The sequence below is a fragment of the Kamptonema formosum PCC 6407 genome (assembly GCF_000332155.1).
Classification (GTDB): domain Bacteria; phylum Cyanobacteriota; class Cyanobacteriia; order Cyanobacteriales; family Microcoleaceae; genus Kamptonema; species Kamptonema formosum.
The window spans coordinates 502,363-515,465 of record NZ_KB235898.1 but is presented as its reverse complement, the minus strand read 5'-3'; the positions used below and the strand labels follow the sequence as shown (position 1 = coordinate 515,465).

The following is a 13,103-nucleotide window of genomic DNA, read 5'->3' as shown; positions in this document are numbered from 1 at the left end:
ATCGGCAGTAGTAGAGTGAAAAAGTAGAGGTTGCAAGTGGTGGGTCTGAAGAAAAATCTTCAACTCAAAACCGCGCAGTGTTGCGAGGTACGAAGCAATCTCCAAACTTAAAACTCAAAACTCAAAGAGCGGATGTGGCGGAATTGGTATACGCGCACGTTTGAGGGGCGTGTGGCTTGTCCTTGCGAGTTCGAGTCTCGCCATCCGCATATTTAGGGGCTAGGGGCTAGGGGCTAGGGGCTAGGGGAAGAAGGGAATAGAATCAAGGGGTTTAGGAATTCAGAGTGTCTTAAACTCCTTGGGGGTTGTTATACAACTTAAGTAATTAGTAATTTCCTAATTGCTAAGGACGAACAGTTGAAAACTAAGACCTGCCGGACGAGGCTGGGGCGATCGCGTTTCCCAGTCTCGTTTTTTTTGGGAGGGTAAGGCGATCGCGCGGTTGAGAATTCTGATATGTTGATAAAGTGAGCAGCTAGTCGGGATTGCATCTAAGAAATTAAGATTTGAATTAGAAAAGCTGCTGGAAATACCCATAATTTTGAAGTGATGGGGATTTGTCAATCCGTGGAGAGTTATGACAGGGATGCAATCTCAAGAGAATTTAAACAGCGCCAGTGTTGAGGAAATGGTAAAGCGCATCTTTATCAATCGCAAGATTACTCGTGCCGATCAGCGAAGGTTTATGGCGGCGATGATGTCTAAAGAGGCTTTGACTATGGAGGAACATGAACAAATTGACCGAGTTTTTGATGGTTTGCGCCGAGGGGTGTTGAGAGTGGTGGATTAAGAAGGGGCTAGGGGCTAGGGGCTAGGGGCTAGGGGAAGAGAGGGGGAGAGGGGGGGAGATAGGGGAGGATGGGGGAGATGGGGAAGAGGGGGGAGATAGGGGAGATGGGGAAGATGGGGAAGATGGGGAAGATGGGGAAGATGGGGAAGATGGGGAAGATGGGGGAGATAGGGGGAGATGGGGGAAGATGGGGAAGATGTGGAAGATGGGGAAGATGGGGAGAGGGGAAGATGGAAATAGAATTAGGGAGTTTGGTGGAACTCATAATGTCTTAACTAACTTGGGGGTGGCTATATATAAAGTTTTGTAAGAAATATCCGATTTGAGGTAAAAATCGCATTTTCACTCTGACACACAGATTGATGTCAGTTAAGTAAATCCACCTAATAAACATAAGATAAGGATGGCTAAAAAGCTGACTTTATAAATATTCTTCCTTCTTCCTTCTACTTACTCAGCACTCATGGTCGCGATCGCTTGTGCAAACCAATTAGCCGCACTAATATTAGTCCCTTGATTTAAACGCTCTAAAGTTTCTTCTAGCAAAGCAATTGGTAAGCCCGATAAAGCTACAGATTCTTGTATTTGTTCGTAAATTCCACTTGACTGTAAACGGAAGGCGAAGACTCGTTTTCCCTTAACATCAATTGCCCAATATTCAGGGATACCTAAATCCGCATAAAGTTTCTTTTTTTCATCTAAATCTGTGGCTAGAGTAGTATCTCCAACTTCCCCTACTAAATCGGGAACTCGCCATTGATTCAAATTAATTAATCGCGGTTCTCCTTCTTGCCATTGGGGCACACCTTCACCAATGTATAAAACTAAATCTGGTGAGGCGGCTTGCGTGTTTGGCTTTTCGATTAAACAGCCTCCCAGAGAGCTAGCTGTTTGTACTACTTGGCGACTAAACCAGATAAAAAATAGCATCGTGAATAGGTTATTGATGCTAGCATGATTAATTCCTTCGCCACTCATATCATCAACAAAAAGGTAGTTACCATTAAAAAACAGTCTGACTCTCTCAAGGGTAGGATCGTCGCGATATACCAAGTAATCCTCCCAAGTGGCGGGTATCCATTTGGGTAACTTGTTAGCGATCGCGCCTTGGCGGACTTGGGAAATTAAAGTAGTCATAATAGTTTAAGTTTACAGCGAAGTGTTAATGTTATTTTAACTTTTTTGTCATGCAGTTGACATCTCTAAAATTATAGGGCAGGATATAGGTAATGTAAAAAGTTGCCTTCAACTTTTTTACAAAAGACTGCGGCTGCTGAACCTAAGTCTTTTAACTCTTCAAAAATCATCGCTTCATGGAGGTTGCTCTGCAACTTGCCAGAAACTACTTATGCAGCAGCCAAAAAATCTCAATCGGCTCCTGCGGGCTTTAGCTCGTGAGGGTTTGGATGTCAGTTACAACAACAAAGTTTACTCAATTTGTCTCAATAGTTCCCTAAAATTTGACGGGGACGATCGCGCTGCTAAAACAGCAGAAATTTTGCTCCCAGAGGGTTTCCCAGTGGAAGCAAAAGCGTTTAAACAATTGGCGAATTTAGCTCAAGTTAGCCATCCCAAAGGTGGTTGTGTTTGCTGCGCGATCGCGACTCCAGATTTTCATCCAGGTGATGCAGGAGTTGCGATCGGTTCTGTTGTGGAAACACAAGGAATTATCGTTCCTGCTGCTGTCGGTTCAGACATCAACTGCGGGATGCGGTTGCACGTTGCTGACTTGACGATCGATCGCTTCCTCGCCCAGCGCGATCGCTTCGTGGAATTGATGAAAGGCGACTATTTTTTTGGTACTCGCGATGTGGCGATGACAGCCAAAACCGCTCGTTCTATGTTCCAATACGGCATTCCCGGATGGCTGGATGGTATGCTGGACAAGGCAACTGGCAGTGCGATCGATTCCGACTGGACGCAGTTAGCCAAGGAGTGCGATCGCGTCTACTTAGGCGGTTCCATGAATGGGGATGTAAAATGGGCCCCCGCCGAACTCGTACCCAGCAGTGGAATCGTGCGCGACGGCGGACTTGCAACCATTGGCGGTGGTAATCATTTTGTGGAAATTCAGGTAGTTGAGGAAGTTGTAGACAAGGCTTATGCTTACAATTGGGGAGTGCGATCGGGTCAACTCGCCTTTATGATTCACTCAGGATCGCGCAATGTCGGCAAATACATCGGCGGAATGTGGCGCGATCGCGCACAGGAAGCGTGGCCAAAGCACCTCAAAACCCCCGAATCTCGGCTTTTCCCCCTTTCAGCCCACGACACCCCCAACCTCGTTGCAGACTACCTACAAGCACAAGCAACCGCCGCTAACTATGGTTTTCTCAACCGCCTGCTGTTAGCAGAATTGCTACGTTTGCGCCTGCGACAAGTTTATGGCGATATCGAGGCCCCTTTAGTCTACGATTTGCCGCACAATATCACCTTAGTTGAAGGTGCCGGTTGGGTAACGCGCAAAGGCGCTTGTCCCGCACATTCTGGACAGCCTGCGATCGTCCCCGGTTCGATGGGTGCGCCGTCTTACCTGCTGGTTGGCCTGGGAAACCCCCAATTTCTCAATTCAGCATCTCACGGTGCAGGTAGAGCGCGATCGCGCTTCGATCTCACCCGCCAAGGGGCCGACAAAACAGAAGAAAAATTGGGTTTAACTGGGGTGGATTGCATTACTTTACGCCAGGAGCGTAGAATTGAAGAAGCCCCAGCCGCTTACAAACCAATTCAACCAGCGATCGACGCTCAAGTTGAAGCTAAAATGGTTGACATCGTGGCTATAATGCAACCAGTGTTGACATTTAAAGCGTAATTAAAGACGCTCTAGGTACGTCAAAATCAAAGTAGTTGTTGACTCTTAATCTACCCGTTAGGCGATCGGGGAAGAAAGTCCCCGCTTAATAGCGAAAGTAGGTTAAAATTCAGCTCTTGTACCATTCGCAAAAACCTGTAGGGGCGGGTTCGCCAACAGCTTTAACGGTACTGCAAAGGCTAAAAAACCCGCCCCCACACAGCGATTGAGTCCTTTACTGACAATAGTATAAAATCTAAGTTTTAACCGACTTTCGCTATTAACCAGGGAATAAATTCCCTGGCGGGTGATAAAAAGTAGTACAAAATCTGAAATTTACCCACTTACCTCAATCCTAAATTGTCACCCAATCTACCTAAATCTAAACCTCCTCTCAATCGCCTGCTGAAATATGGACGACGTTATCGCGTGCAAATTTGGCTGGCAAGTATTTGCTCAATTTTAAATAAAATCTTCGACTTAGCACCCCCGGCTTTAATCGGTGCAGCAGTTGACGTAGTAGTAAAAAAAGAAAATTCATTCATAGCTCAATGGGGCGTACAGGATGTCTTTTCCCAACTGTTAATACTTACTCTCCTCAGTTTCATTGTTTGGGGATTAGAATCTGTTTTTGAATATGCCTATGATTGGTTATGGCGAAATTTGGCTCAGAACATTGAACATGACTTACGCATCAATGCCTATACTCACCTCCAAGAATTAGAATTAGCTTATTTTGAAGAGCGAAGTTTGGGCGGATTGATGTCCATACTTAACGATGATATCAATCAATTGGAGCGCTTTTTAGATAGTGGCGCAAATGACTTACTCCAACTTGTGACCACCGTAATCATTATCGGTGGTGCTTTCTTTCTGGCCTCTCCCAATGTAGCTTGGTTCGCTATGTTACCGATGCCATTTATTATCTGGGGTTCGATTGCTTTTCAGGGATATCTTGCTCCCCGTTATGCCGATGTGCGGGAAAAAGTAGGTTTACTTAACGGCCAATTAGCAAATAATTTAAGCGGGATTACAACCATTAAAAGTTTTACCGCCGAAGAGTATGAAATTAAGCGGATTGAGAAAGAAAGCGAAGCTTATCGGCAAAGTAACCGTCGCGCAATTGTGCTTTCTGCTGCTTTTATTCCCATAATTCGAGTAATTATTTTGTTGGGTTTTACAGCGACTTTGCTAGTTGGTGGCATGGAAACAGTCGCGGGTAGAATGTCCGTCGGTACTTATAGCGTATTGGTATTTTTAACACAGCGCTTGCTTTGGCCTTTGACGCGGTTGGGGGACACTCTCGATCAGTATCAACGGGCGATGGCCTCTACAAATCGAGTGATGAATTTACTGGATACTCCGACTACGATCCCTACGGGAGATCTCCGCTTGCCAATTAGTTCTGTCAGAGGAGAGTTAGAATTTGAAAATGTCACCTTTGCTTATCATCAAAGACAGCCAGTAATTAGGTATTTTTCTCTTAAGATTCCCGCAGGTAAAACTATTGCGATTGTGGGTTCGACTGGTTCGGGAAAAAGTACACTCGTGAAATTATTATTAAGGTTTTACGAGATACAATCAGGTAAGATTACGCTGGATGGAATAGAATTAAATAAACTGAATTTGAAGGATTTACGACGGGCGATTGGGTTAGTGAGTCAGGATGTATTTCTATTTCACGGTACGGTAGCAGAAAATATCGCCTATGGCACTTTTGACGCAACGCCTAAACAAATCGCGTTAGCGGCTAAAATTGCGGAAGCGGAGGAATTTATTAAGGAATTGCCGCAAGGTTATGAGACAATTGTAGGGGAGCGAGGTCAAAAATTGTCGGGGGGACAGAGGCAGCGGATTGCGATCGCGCGGGCAGTTTTGAAGAATCCGCCTATTTTGATCCTTGATGAAGCGACATCGGCCGTAGATAATGAAACTGAGGCAGCAATTCAGCGATCCCTGGAACGGATTACGAAAAATCGGACAACGATCGCGATCGCACATCGTCTTTCTACCGTCCGCAATGCTGACTGTATCTATGTAATGGAACAAGGAAGGCTGGTAGAATGGGGAAGGCACGAACAACTGCTGGAACAAAATGCAGTTTATGCCGCACTTTGGCGCGTCCAATCTGGTTTAAAATCAAATATTGTAGGGGAGTAAGTAGGCGAATATATGTATTCTTTAGTCATGGCGAAAATATATTAAAGTCGTTGTCAAAGCAGTGAAATAATCCCAAATTCTTGAGATTGCTTCGCTTAGCTCACCATGACAGAGTTGTAGTCATAATGATATACTGATGTTTGCAAGGAGATAGTTAAGTTTAATTATATCCGCCTACTTATTATTTCCTAATTGACAATAAACAAGAGGATAAAATGTTATTATTTGGTGTCCCTCAGCAGGATCGAGACGAAAACAACTGGCGACGGAAATTAGATAAATTCATTAAAGCTAATCAGCAAGAAATAGCTGCTTTAGCTTGGGGGCTATTGTTAGAACGTGGTAAAGAAAGCGATCAAACTCTGGGAATTGATATTGAACCAACACCGCATTTCGTCTATTGTAGCAGAGAAGCGATAGAAACGCTGAACCGGAATGTGAAGGATCATATTCAGGAGATTTTGGGAGTTTTAGATGCTCACGATCCTGAAAAAGAAGTGGTGATTATTAGCATTGGTGAAGGTCAAGTTAAAATGATCCAATTTGAACCGGAACTCCCACTCGCTAGTTGTTTTGAGCAAGTTGCAACGGACGTAGATACATTGCTAGAGCGCCTAGAAAAGCGAATGAAGGAGTGTATATAGCTTGTTAACGGTTAACTGTTAACGGTTAACTGTTAGCAATTAGTGATAATAGTAGGTTGGGTGTAACGAAGTGAAACCCAACATCAGGATTGTAGCAATACTTTTCAGAATTAGTATAACCAGGAGTTAAAATAACCCGCAGGCGGCGACTCATCCCTTAAAACTTGAGCTTTGTCTAAATTAGGGACAATTTCCGACAATTCTTTACCTGCTTCGATCTCAACAGCTCTATCTACTAAAGAAAAGGAAAACTGATGATAATCTTGTAGATAGTTGACTCTTGCCATAATTTCATTTTTATCAATCGCACTGCTATTAGTAGCAATAATAATACTATTAACTTGATTCCAAAGACATATATATATTTGTGCAAATACACTTTGGATAGTCTTTACTTTTTCAGCATAGAACTCATCCCTTTGCAGCAGATTAACTGCAATAACTCCATCTCTTGACAAGTGTTGTTCGCAAAGTTGATAAAATTCCTTTGTTCCTAATCCCTGCGGCATATAACCGCTGCCCAAAAATACATCAGTCATAATTATATCATACTGAATATCTTGATTTTTTTGCTCAAGATACTCTCTTCCATCTTGAATTACCAATTGAAGTTTATCATTAAATTGTACTCCGAAAAACTTTTCCGCAACCGCAGGCGCAGTTGGCTCAATATCAGCACATTCAATCGCAGCATCAGGGAAATAATGATGTAAAACTAGGGGAATCCTCCCACCGCCAAAGCCAGCAATATAAATTTTCTGCGGTTCAGGTTTCCAGACTAAACTTAACAGCATTGCTTGAGTGTAAGCGGAGACTAAATCTAGGGGATTATTTAAGTTAAACACCGATTGCACTAAATCCGTGTTTAAATTAATCTTTTCTACTAAAGCTAATCTCACCTGAGATTTATCTTTTCTAACTATCACAAAGTGAACTCCTGAAGGTTCGCAATAAAGGATTCCATCTGCTTGTGTTTGTAGCCAAGCGAGTCGCTGCTGAATTGCTTTTAAATTGGCAGATTGCCAATTTATTTTGCGATCGGATATCATAATCTTAGCTAACCTTTAATGGGATTGCAGTTTCTTCTATGCTACCAATTCTATACTTAATACGGCATAGCACGTCTAGATAGTTCTTACAAAGTTGTAGGGTAGTATCTCCGTGCCTACTCCTGACAGCGATAGCTACGCTTCACGCAGAGTATTGCCCCTACAAAATTACACAATTGATTTAGACGTGCTATTTTATGGAAAAGCGATCGCGAAAGGTGAGTCAGATGGTTATCGCAATTTCTAAGGCTGAATTGAATAAAGGTAGAGCTTTGCTGTCAAATGTGACGTGGGAGACTCTGGAAAAGTTGGATGTAGATTTGGCTGAAACAGGCGCACGTTTAACTTATTTGGATGGGTGTTTACAAATTATGGCTCCTTTATCTGAGGAACATGAAGAACCTAAAAAAACTTTAGGTCAGCTTGTAGAGATTTATATGCGGATGAAAAACATTCGTTTTTATGGGCGTGGTAGTACGACGATTGGGATGAAGGAATTGGGGGCGCGGAAAGAACCAGACGAGTCTTATTGTTTGGGTACGCGAAAGTCAGTTCCAGATTTGGCGATTGAGGTGACAGTGACAAGTGGTGGAATTGATACGCTGGAAATTTATCGTCGAGTGGGAGTGCAGGAGGTTTGGTTTTGGGAGGATGGTGTGATTTCGGTTTATTGTTTGCGTTCAACTGGGTATGAATTGGTGAGTAAGAGTGAATTGTTGCCGGAGCTGGATTTAAGATTAATCGAGTTTTATTCGCGGATGGCGGATCAATATGATGCGGTGAATGCTTTTATGCAATTGTTGAGGTAGAAATTGACGATCGCGCTCAAATTACGATCTATATTTTAGACTGAATGTATGCTTTGAATACAGGATTAATGAGAAACATCGATCGCGCTTCTACTTGCACTTTTTCAACTAAGCTGCGTCTGGTTAAAGATTGGATGACTTGCCACAATTCAGCTTTCGATAACCCACTATCAGCATTTTACAACCATTTATGAAAAACTCCGCTTGGCAGGTATTATTGTGTCTGTTTTCACTAACTTAGAAAAGTTAACAGCCCAGCATATCGAAATATTTAAGCGTTATCCACCTTATATGATTGAGGTTAGCATTTACGGTCACGATGAAGATAGTTACGAAAAAGTAACTGGACGGCGATCTTTTAAACAGGTACTCGAAAACATAGAGATTCTTCGCGAGTGTGGCTTTAATCTTCTTTGTAAAACACCGATCACTACTCTGACACATAGTTCTATTGATTGGATATATAACTGGTGTAAAAGTAATAATTTGGAATATTTTGTATGTCCAAATATTAGCAATGGTCTTGACGGTGAAGAAGCGCAATCGCACTCTTTAACAACCTTAACCCTACTTCATGGGATAAAAAGCCGACTTACACCCATATAAGTATTAATATCAATCACAATTTCAACCAGACGAATCGCACAACGCTCCCGATATTCAAAGTCATTCAACAAGCGATCGGCATCGCTAATAGTAATCACGGGGAGTGATGTAGAAGTTATTTCCTCGCGCATCACTTGTTCCAGAGAGTTATCACCCTTCATACTCCGATTGGCGGTCAATAGAATCATCTGGTTTGATTGAGCTAACCGCCAAACAACCCGATCGTCACTATTGATTGGTAGGCTCACTTCGTCAAAGGTGATAAATCGAATGAGAACCCAATCTAGCCAGCCACTACTTAAAATACTACCTGAGAGAAGTACGGCGTGTCCTCTCAAATTATGATCGACTAAAAAATTCATGGCTGAGACTTAAATTTGGCTTTTGCTGCTTGAAGTTTTGCTCGAATAGCTTCTTGACCAGGTTTGGGTGGTTGCGCCGCAATTCTCGCAATCAAATCGCGATTTTTTTCTTCATAATACAGCCGCAGTTCCTCCGCTTCTCTAAGCACCTGTTGATACTCAGCTTCAACATCAGCACGATTGGCCTCAATATAAGCTAAAGCCGCGTTAATTTGTGCCTCTGTCAGATCAAATAATCCCCTAATAAACTTCGGCGGATATTGAGCCGTCACATAGTCCATGATGTCGTAGATAGTGATGCGCGTACCCGCGATTGTCAGTCCTCTTTCTGTGCGGATGATAGCTGTTTGTTCGTTAGAGATGGTTGTCATACCTATAGCCTCCTAGAAGTTATTTCTATATTACTAGCTAATTAATCGCAATTCACAGAAGCGCGATCGCACTCGCAATTATAATCAAAATCCTCCTGACTCACGATCGCAAAATATCATCCACAAGAACCGTACCACCATCACAGAAGTCTATACTGAGATGATAATCTTCAAGTAGCGCAGTCCCGATGAGCGGACGACGACCCATTCCTAGCACTGCAACATCTTTTTCTACACCATTCCACAAAATAGTTGCCAAATAAACATTAGTTGCCACATTAGAATTATCAGCTAACTTTGCATTAATTTGTCCAAGATAAGGCAACGCAAGTTTAGCAATCGCAGTCGATGGCAAAGTCAAGAAACCTTCAAAACCTGTATCAACAACACACTCAATTTCTATATTTGAATTTTCTGGCAGACGCAAAGTTAAACTAATTCTAGCTTGTCGCCCAACTACATTTCCTTGTATCATTCTGCCGTTCTGACCAATGTACCACCAACAGCGTAAACCGCATCAAAACCAATCCGTTCCGCCCAAATTATTGCATTAGCCTGTTTAGCCTGTAATTTGCCACTCGTTACTACCAAGTCTTCACCAATTTCATATTCACCCGTCTCCACATTAATTGAAATAATCTTGCCAATATTCTCCGGTGTTTCTACTTGAGCGCGGATAACATTTTCATAAAGTTCTTTACCCCGTTTATCAAACACTTGTTCGACCGGAATGCCAGTAACTTCGCCGCTATCCATTTCGCGATCGCGTCTTTCAACTTCCTCACTCCAGCTAGATGCAACTTCTGGATCGATTTCACTACTTTGTCCCAAGTGTTTTAGGAGCCGCGAGAGCAATATTGCTTGAGCATCTCTTGGCAATGCCATCAATTCAGCTTCCAGATTTTCAATTGTCATAGTATTTAAGGAGTTTACGATTCATTAATTGTATCATATTAAGGAAGATTCAGGGTAAGACTATAGCGTTTCTCAGAGTTGTGAGGTACAATAACAACAATGAGTAAACCAATTACGAATATCTTTTTGAGTAACTTGTAACATGGCATCTGTAATTGCATCAATTAAGTCTAAATAATTTCTAGTTTTGAGTTTTCTTAATATCGATTTCACTTTTGACCAAAAATTTTCAATTGGGGAAAATTCAGGAGAATAAGGAGATAAATAAATTAAGGTTGCTCCAGCATCTTCGATAAAATTTTTCACCATTTCTCCTAAATGAATTTTAGCATTATCCATAACTACACAAGCACCTTTCCAAAGTTTAGGTACCAACTTTGTCAGGATAAAGGCTTCAAATGTTACTCCATCTACTGCACCATAAATATTACTTGAAGCCACTACTTCTTTGAAAGATAAAGCCGATAGCAAAGAAATATTTCTCCCCCTTTTTTGTGGTTTTTCTCCCCTCGCTCTTTGACCTTTTAATGCTCTTCCATATAGTCGTACCATTGCTAGATTAACTCCTGATTCATCCAGAAAAATCAGGTCTTCAGCCATTACATCCCTGATTTTATCCCAAAATTCAACTCTGGCTTTTTGCACTCGCTCGCTGGTTTTCTCAGCCGCATAGAGCGTTTTTTTTTGAAACTATAATTGAGTCGATTGCTGATTCTTCCCATGGTCGCTCTACTTACCTTTATTCCAGTTTTTTCCTCAAGCAGTTCAGTTAATTCTTGTAAAGTTGCATCATTATGCTCTTCAATGATTTTTACTAAAGTCACTAATTGTTCACTATTTAATTTTGTGGGTGGACTTCCCCCTTGAGTAAGAGGACTAATATCTCCGGTTTGTTCAGCTCTTTTTAGTAGTTTTTGAACAAAGCTCTTGGCTACTTTAAAACGTTCTGCTAGTTTTCTTATTGAGATGTTTTCTTGTTCTCTGACTTCTATTATTTTTTGCCTAAAATCTATTGAATAGGGTTGCATTGACAATTTTTCCTCTAATTAGTTTTACTTTACTAAGTGTACCTCACGACTCTGAGAAACGCTATAAGTAAAATTCAGTCTTCTAATACCTCTTCCAATTAAGACTTACATCACGTCCTTAAAAATAGCTTTAATCTGCTAAAAACCATCACAATCAAAGCCAAAATCAAAGTATAAGCAAATCCCCTCAAAAACCCCTTAATTGGGTCTGTAGAACTCATCTCTACAATCACAGGTTCCCATTTACTTAAAACCAGAACTGGCCAGATAAGATTAGCAAAACCCGCATATCCAATCATCGGATTAACACCATTATCGATAAATAGTTGTAACCAAGCTTTCTTTTTAAAGAAATCTACTAAAATAGTCAAAGCAATCAACATAAAAATTGCCAACCCCGTTGTCACAAAAAAGTAACTCAAGGTTGCTGAATCTTTCTTAATCCCTGCTTGATAAGGCTCCAGTAATAATCCTAAAGCCAACCAGTAAAATCCCCAACCATAAAGTTTACGTAGTAAGTTTTCCGTAGTATTACCCGGATTTTTTACTAAAATCCATCCTAATAAACAAAGCACAAACGTTAATAATGTAGTTTGCCATAGCCATCTAGCTTGCAATCCTATTAATAGAATTAAATTGAGAACAAACATTAAAATCATTATAATAAAGTAGCGCCAGCTATTCCATCTAGCTTGACCTTCATCTTCCGGCGACGAATATTCTATCCATCTGCAAAGTAAATCGCCCACAATAGTACCCGGAATTACAATAAATAAATACTTTAAATAATCAAATTGAAAAATCCAAGGTACAGGCGATGATGACCAAATCAATTTAATCCAACCTTCAGAACCAGAAGACAATCGCATCGCCAACAAAAAAGCTAACAATCCCACTCGTAACCACACATTTGAGCGAGTAAATAACCAAATTAGAGAACCAAAAACAGCCATATTTGTCAACACAACCAAGATAATATCGCTGCGTTCCAGAGAAAAGCCATTTCCGTTTGGATAAGTGATATTAGATACGAATATAAACCCTAAAGTCCAAGCACTAAGTGTTATTCCTGTTCGCAGCCAGGAAAACCAAGATTTTGGTAAACGGACAAACATTAAAAACAGGATTAAAAATCCCTGTAAAGCTAGCCACCATTTTTGCGAACTTGCCTCATTAGGATTGATGACAGTTGGTCGAATATGTTGAAGAAATATTGCAAACGAGCCTAATAAAAATCCTCTTTGGAGGATAGATAAAATCACTTTTTTTGTATCCCATCCTTTGGCAATGCGGCGAGATAAAGCCAGCGGTATAGCGGCCCCCATTGCGAATAAAAAGAATGGAAAAACTAGATCTACCCATGTTAATCCAGCTAGTTTAGGATTGAAGAGATGACTAGGCGGTGGCTCTTGGGCGTGGTACATCCAAGCAGGTAATGTTTTGCGAGCAATTGTGCCTGATAAAACCATTGCTAAAACCGCAATTCCCCTGAGTGCATCTAGTGCATCAGCGCGTTTATTAACAGCAGGAGTAGACATATCTTGAGGATTTACCATGTCTTTAGTATTCATAAAATCT

The 13,103-nt window shown here is 41.5% G+C and carries 17 protein-coding genes and 1 tRNA gene; 9 read left to right on the top strand and 9 right to left on the bottom strand.

The window, feature by feature from the left end; genetic code table 11:
• Positions 1 to 128: 128 nt before the first annotated feature.
• A tRNA-Leu gene (locus tag OSCIL6407_RS0102275) sits at positions 129 to 209 on the top strand.
• Positions 210 to 336: 127 nt separating this feature from the next.
• Here OSCIL6407_RS0102275 and OSCIL6407_RS33840 read toward each other — a convergent pair.
• On the bottom strand, positions 337 to 537 hold the full coding sequence (locus tag OSCIL6407_RS33840; RefSeq protein ID WP_148288822.1) for a hypothetical protein: 201 nt from the start codon (positions 535 to 537) through the stop codon (positions 337 to 339).
• Between the two features lie 40 nt (positions 538 to 577).
• Here OSCIL6407_RS33840 and OSCIL6407_RS0102270 point away from each other — a divergent pair, with 40 nt between their 5' ends.
• Together OSCIL6407_RS0102270 and OSCIL6407_RS35170 are read left to right on the top strand one after the other, a co-directional pair.
• Entirely contained in the window at positions 578 to 790 is a 213-nt protein-coding gene (locus OSCIL6407_RS0102270; RefSeq protein ID WP_007356691.1) for a hypothetical protein, read from the top strand.
• Positions 791 to 867: 77 nt separating this feature from the next.
• A complete protein-coding gene (locus OSCIL6407_RS35170; protein ID WP_193789130.1) occupies positions 868 to 1,065 on the top strand; it encodes a hypothetical protein in 198 nt (65 codons plus the stop codon).
• Positions 1,066 to 1,240: 175 nt separating this feature from the next.
• Here the strand turns inward: OSCIL6407_RS35170 and OSCIL6407_RS0102260 are convergent, their stop codons facing one another.
• Positions 1,241 to 1,927 (bottom strand): Uma2 family endonuclease, encoded by a 687-nt coding sequence (locus tag OSCIL6407_RS0102260; protein WP_007356284.1) that lies wholly within the window; start codon positions 1,925 to 1,927, stop codon positions 1,241 to 1,243.
• A 211-nt stretch (positions 1,928 to 2,138) separates the two neighbouring features.
• Here OSCIL6407_RS0102260 and OSCIL6407_RS0102250 point away from each other — a divergent pair, with 211 nt between their 5' ends.
• From OSCIL6407_RS0102250 to ccmS, 3 genes are all read left to right on the top strand, one after another.
• Positions 2,139 to 3,602, top strand: a complete 1,464-nt coding sequence (locus tag OSCIL6407_RS0102250) for an RtcB family protein (RefSeq protein WP_007356286.1) — start codon at positions 2,139 to 2,141, stop codon at positions 3,600 to 3,602.
• Between the two features lie 339 nt (positions 3,603 to 3,941).
• Positions 3,942 to 5,741 (top strand): ABC transporter ATP-binding protein, encoded by a 1,800-nt coding sequence (locus OSCIL6407_RS0102245; RefSeq protein ID WP_026103628.1) that lies wholly within the window; start codon positions 3,942 to 3,944, stop codon positions 5,739 to 5,741.
• 215 nt (positions 5,742 to 5,956) lie between these two features.
• Positions 5,957 to 6,385 (top strand): beta-carboxysome assembly chaperone CcmS, encoded by a 429-nt coding sequence (ccmS, locus tag OSCIL6407_RS0102240; protein ID WP_007356288.1) that lies wholly within the window; start codon positions 5,957 to 5,959, stop codon positions 6,383 to 6,385.
• A 110-nt stretch (positions 6,386 to 6,495) separates the two neighbouring features.
• Here ccmS and OSCIL6407_RS0102235 read toward each other — a convergent pair whose 3' ends face one another.
• Positions 6,496 to 7,434 carry a fused MFS/spermidine synthase gene (locus OSCIL6407_RS0102235; RefSeq protein WP_007356289.1) on the bottom strand — a complete coding sequence of 313 codons (939 nt, stop codon included), beginning with the start codon at positions 7,432 to 7,434 and terminating at the stop codon, positions 6,496 to 6,498.
• Between the two features lie 112 nt (positions 7,435 to 7,546).
• Between OSCIL6407_RS0102235 and OSCIL6407_RS37610 the strand changes: the two genes are divergently transcribed.
• The 3 genes from OSCIL6407_RS37610 (at position 7,547) to OSCIL6407_RS38255 (ending at position 8,849) form a co-directional block, all read left to right on the top strand.
• Positions 7,547 to 7,681 (top strand): hypothetical protein, encoded by a 135-nt coding sequence (locus tag OSCIL6407_RS37610; RefSeq protein WP_007356290.1) that lies wholly within the window; start codon positions 7,547 to 7,549, stop codon positions 7,679 to 7,681.
• Positions 7,662 to 8,243: a Uma2 family endonuclease gene (locus OSCIL6407_RS0102230; protein ID WP_019486878.1), complete on the top strand. Its 582-nt coding sequence runs from the start codon at positions 7,662 to 7,664 to the stop codon at positions 8,241 to 8,243. Before OSCIL6407_RS37610 ends, OSCIL6407_RS0102230 begins: the two co-directional genes overlap by 20 nt.
• 219 nt (positions 8,244 to 8,462) lie before the next feature.
• Positions 8,463 to 8,849 carry a radical SAM protein gene (locus OSCIL6407_RS38255; RefSeq protein WP_407635871.1) on the top strand — a complete coding sequence of 129 codons (387 nt, stop codon included), beginning with the start codon at positions 8,463 to 8,465 and terminating at the stop codon, positions 8,847 to 8,849.
• Here the strand turns inward: OSCIL6407_RS38255 and OSCIL6407_RS0102225 are convergent.
• The 6 genes from OSCIL6407_RS0102225 to OSCIL6407_RS0102195 form a co-directional block, all read right to left on the bottom strand.
• Positions 8,816 to 9,211 carry a hypothetical protein gene (locus OSCIL6407_RS0102225; protein ID WP_007356293.1) on the bottom strand — a complete coding sequence of 132 codons (396 nt, stop codon included), beginning with the start codon at positions 9,209 to 9,211 and terminating at the stop codon, positions 8,816 to 8,818. The two genes, OSCIL6407_RS38255 and OSCIL6407_RS0102225, sit on opposite strands and share 34 nt — an antisense overlap.
• Complete coding sequence (locus tag OSCIL6407_RS0102220) at positions 9,208 to 9,582, bottom strand: DUF433 domain-containing protein (protein WP_007356294.1); 375 nt, start codon at positions 9,580 to 9,582, stop codon at positions 9,208 to 9,210. Before OSCIL6407_RS0102220 ends, OSCIL6407_RS0102225 begins: the two co-directional genes overlap by 4 nt.
• A 100-nt stretch (positions 9,583 to 9,682) precedes the next feature.
• A complete protein-coding gene (locus OSCIL6407_RS0102215) occupies positions 9,683 to 10,057 on the bottom strand; it encodes a clan AA aspartic protease (protein WP_007356295.1) in 375 nt (124 codons plus the stop codon).
• Positions 10,054 to 10,497 carry an addiction module protein gene (locus OSCIL6407_RS30195; RefSeq protein WP_007356296.1) on the bottom strand — a complete coding sequence of 148 codons (444 nt, stop codon included), beginning with the start codon at positions 10,495 to 10,497 and terminating at the stop codon, positions 10,054 to 10,056. Before OSCIL6407_RS30195 ends, OSCIL6407_RS0102215 begins: the two co-directional genes overlap by 4 nt.
• 72 nt (positions 10,498 to 10,569) lie before the next feature.
• Positions 10,570 to 11,525 (bottom strand): IS630 family transposase gene (locus OSCIL6407_RS33275; protein WP_148288820.1). Its coding sequence is split into 2 segments (ribosomal slippage): positions 10,570 to 11,183 and positions 11,183 to 11,525, totalling 957 coding nucleotides; the frame shifts between segments, so codons are not numbered across the junction.
• 110 nt (positions 11,526 to 11,635) lie between these two features.
• Entirely contained in the window at positions 11,636 to 13,096 is a 1,461-nt protein-coding gene (locus tag OSCIL6407_RS0102195; RefSeq protein WP_007356300.1) for a DUF5009 domain-containing protein, read from the bottom strand.
• Positions 13,097 to 13,103 lie beyond the last annotated feature (7 nt).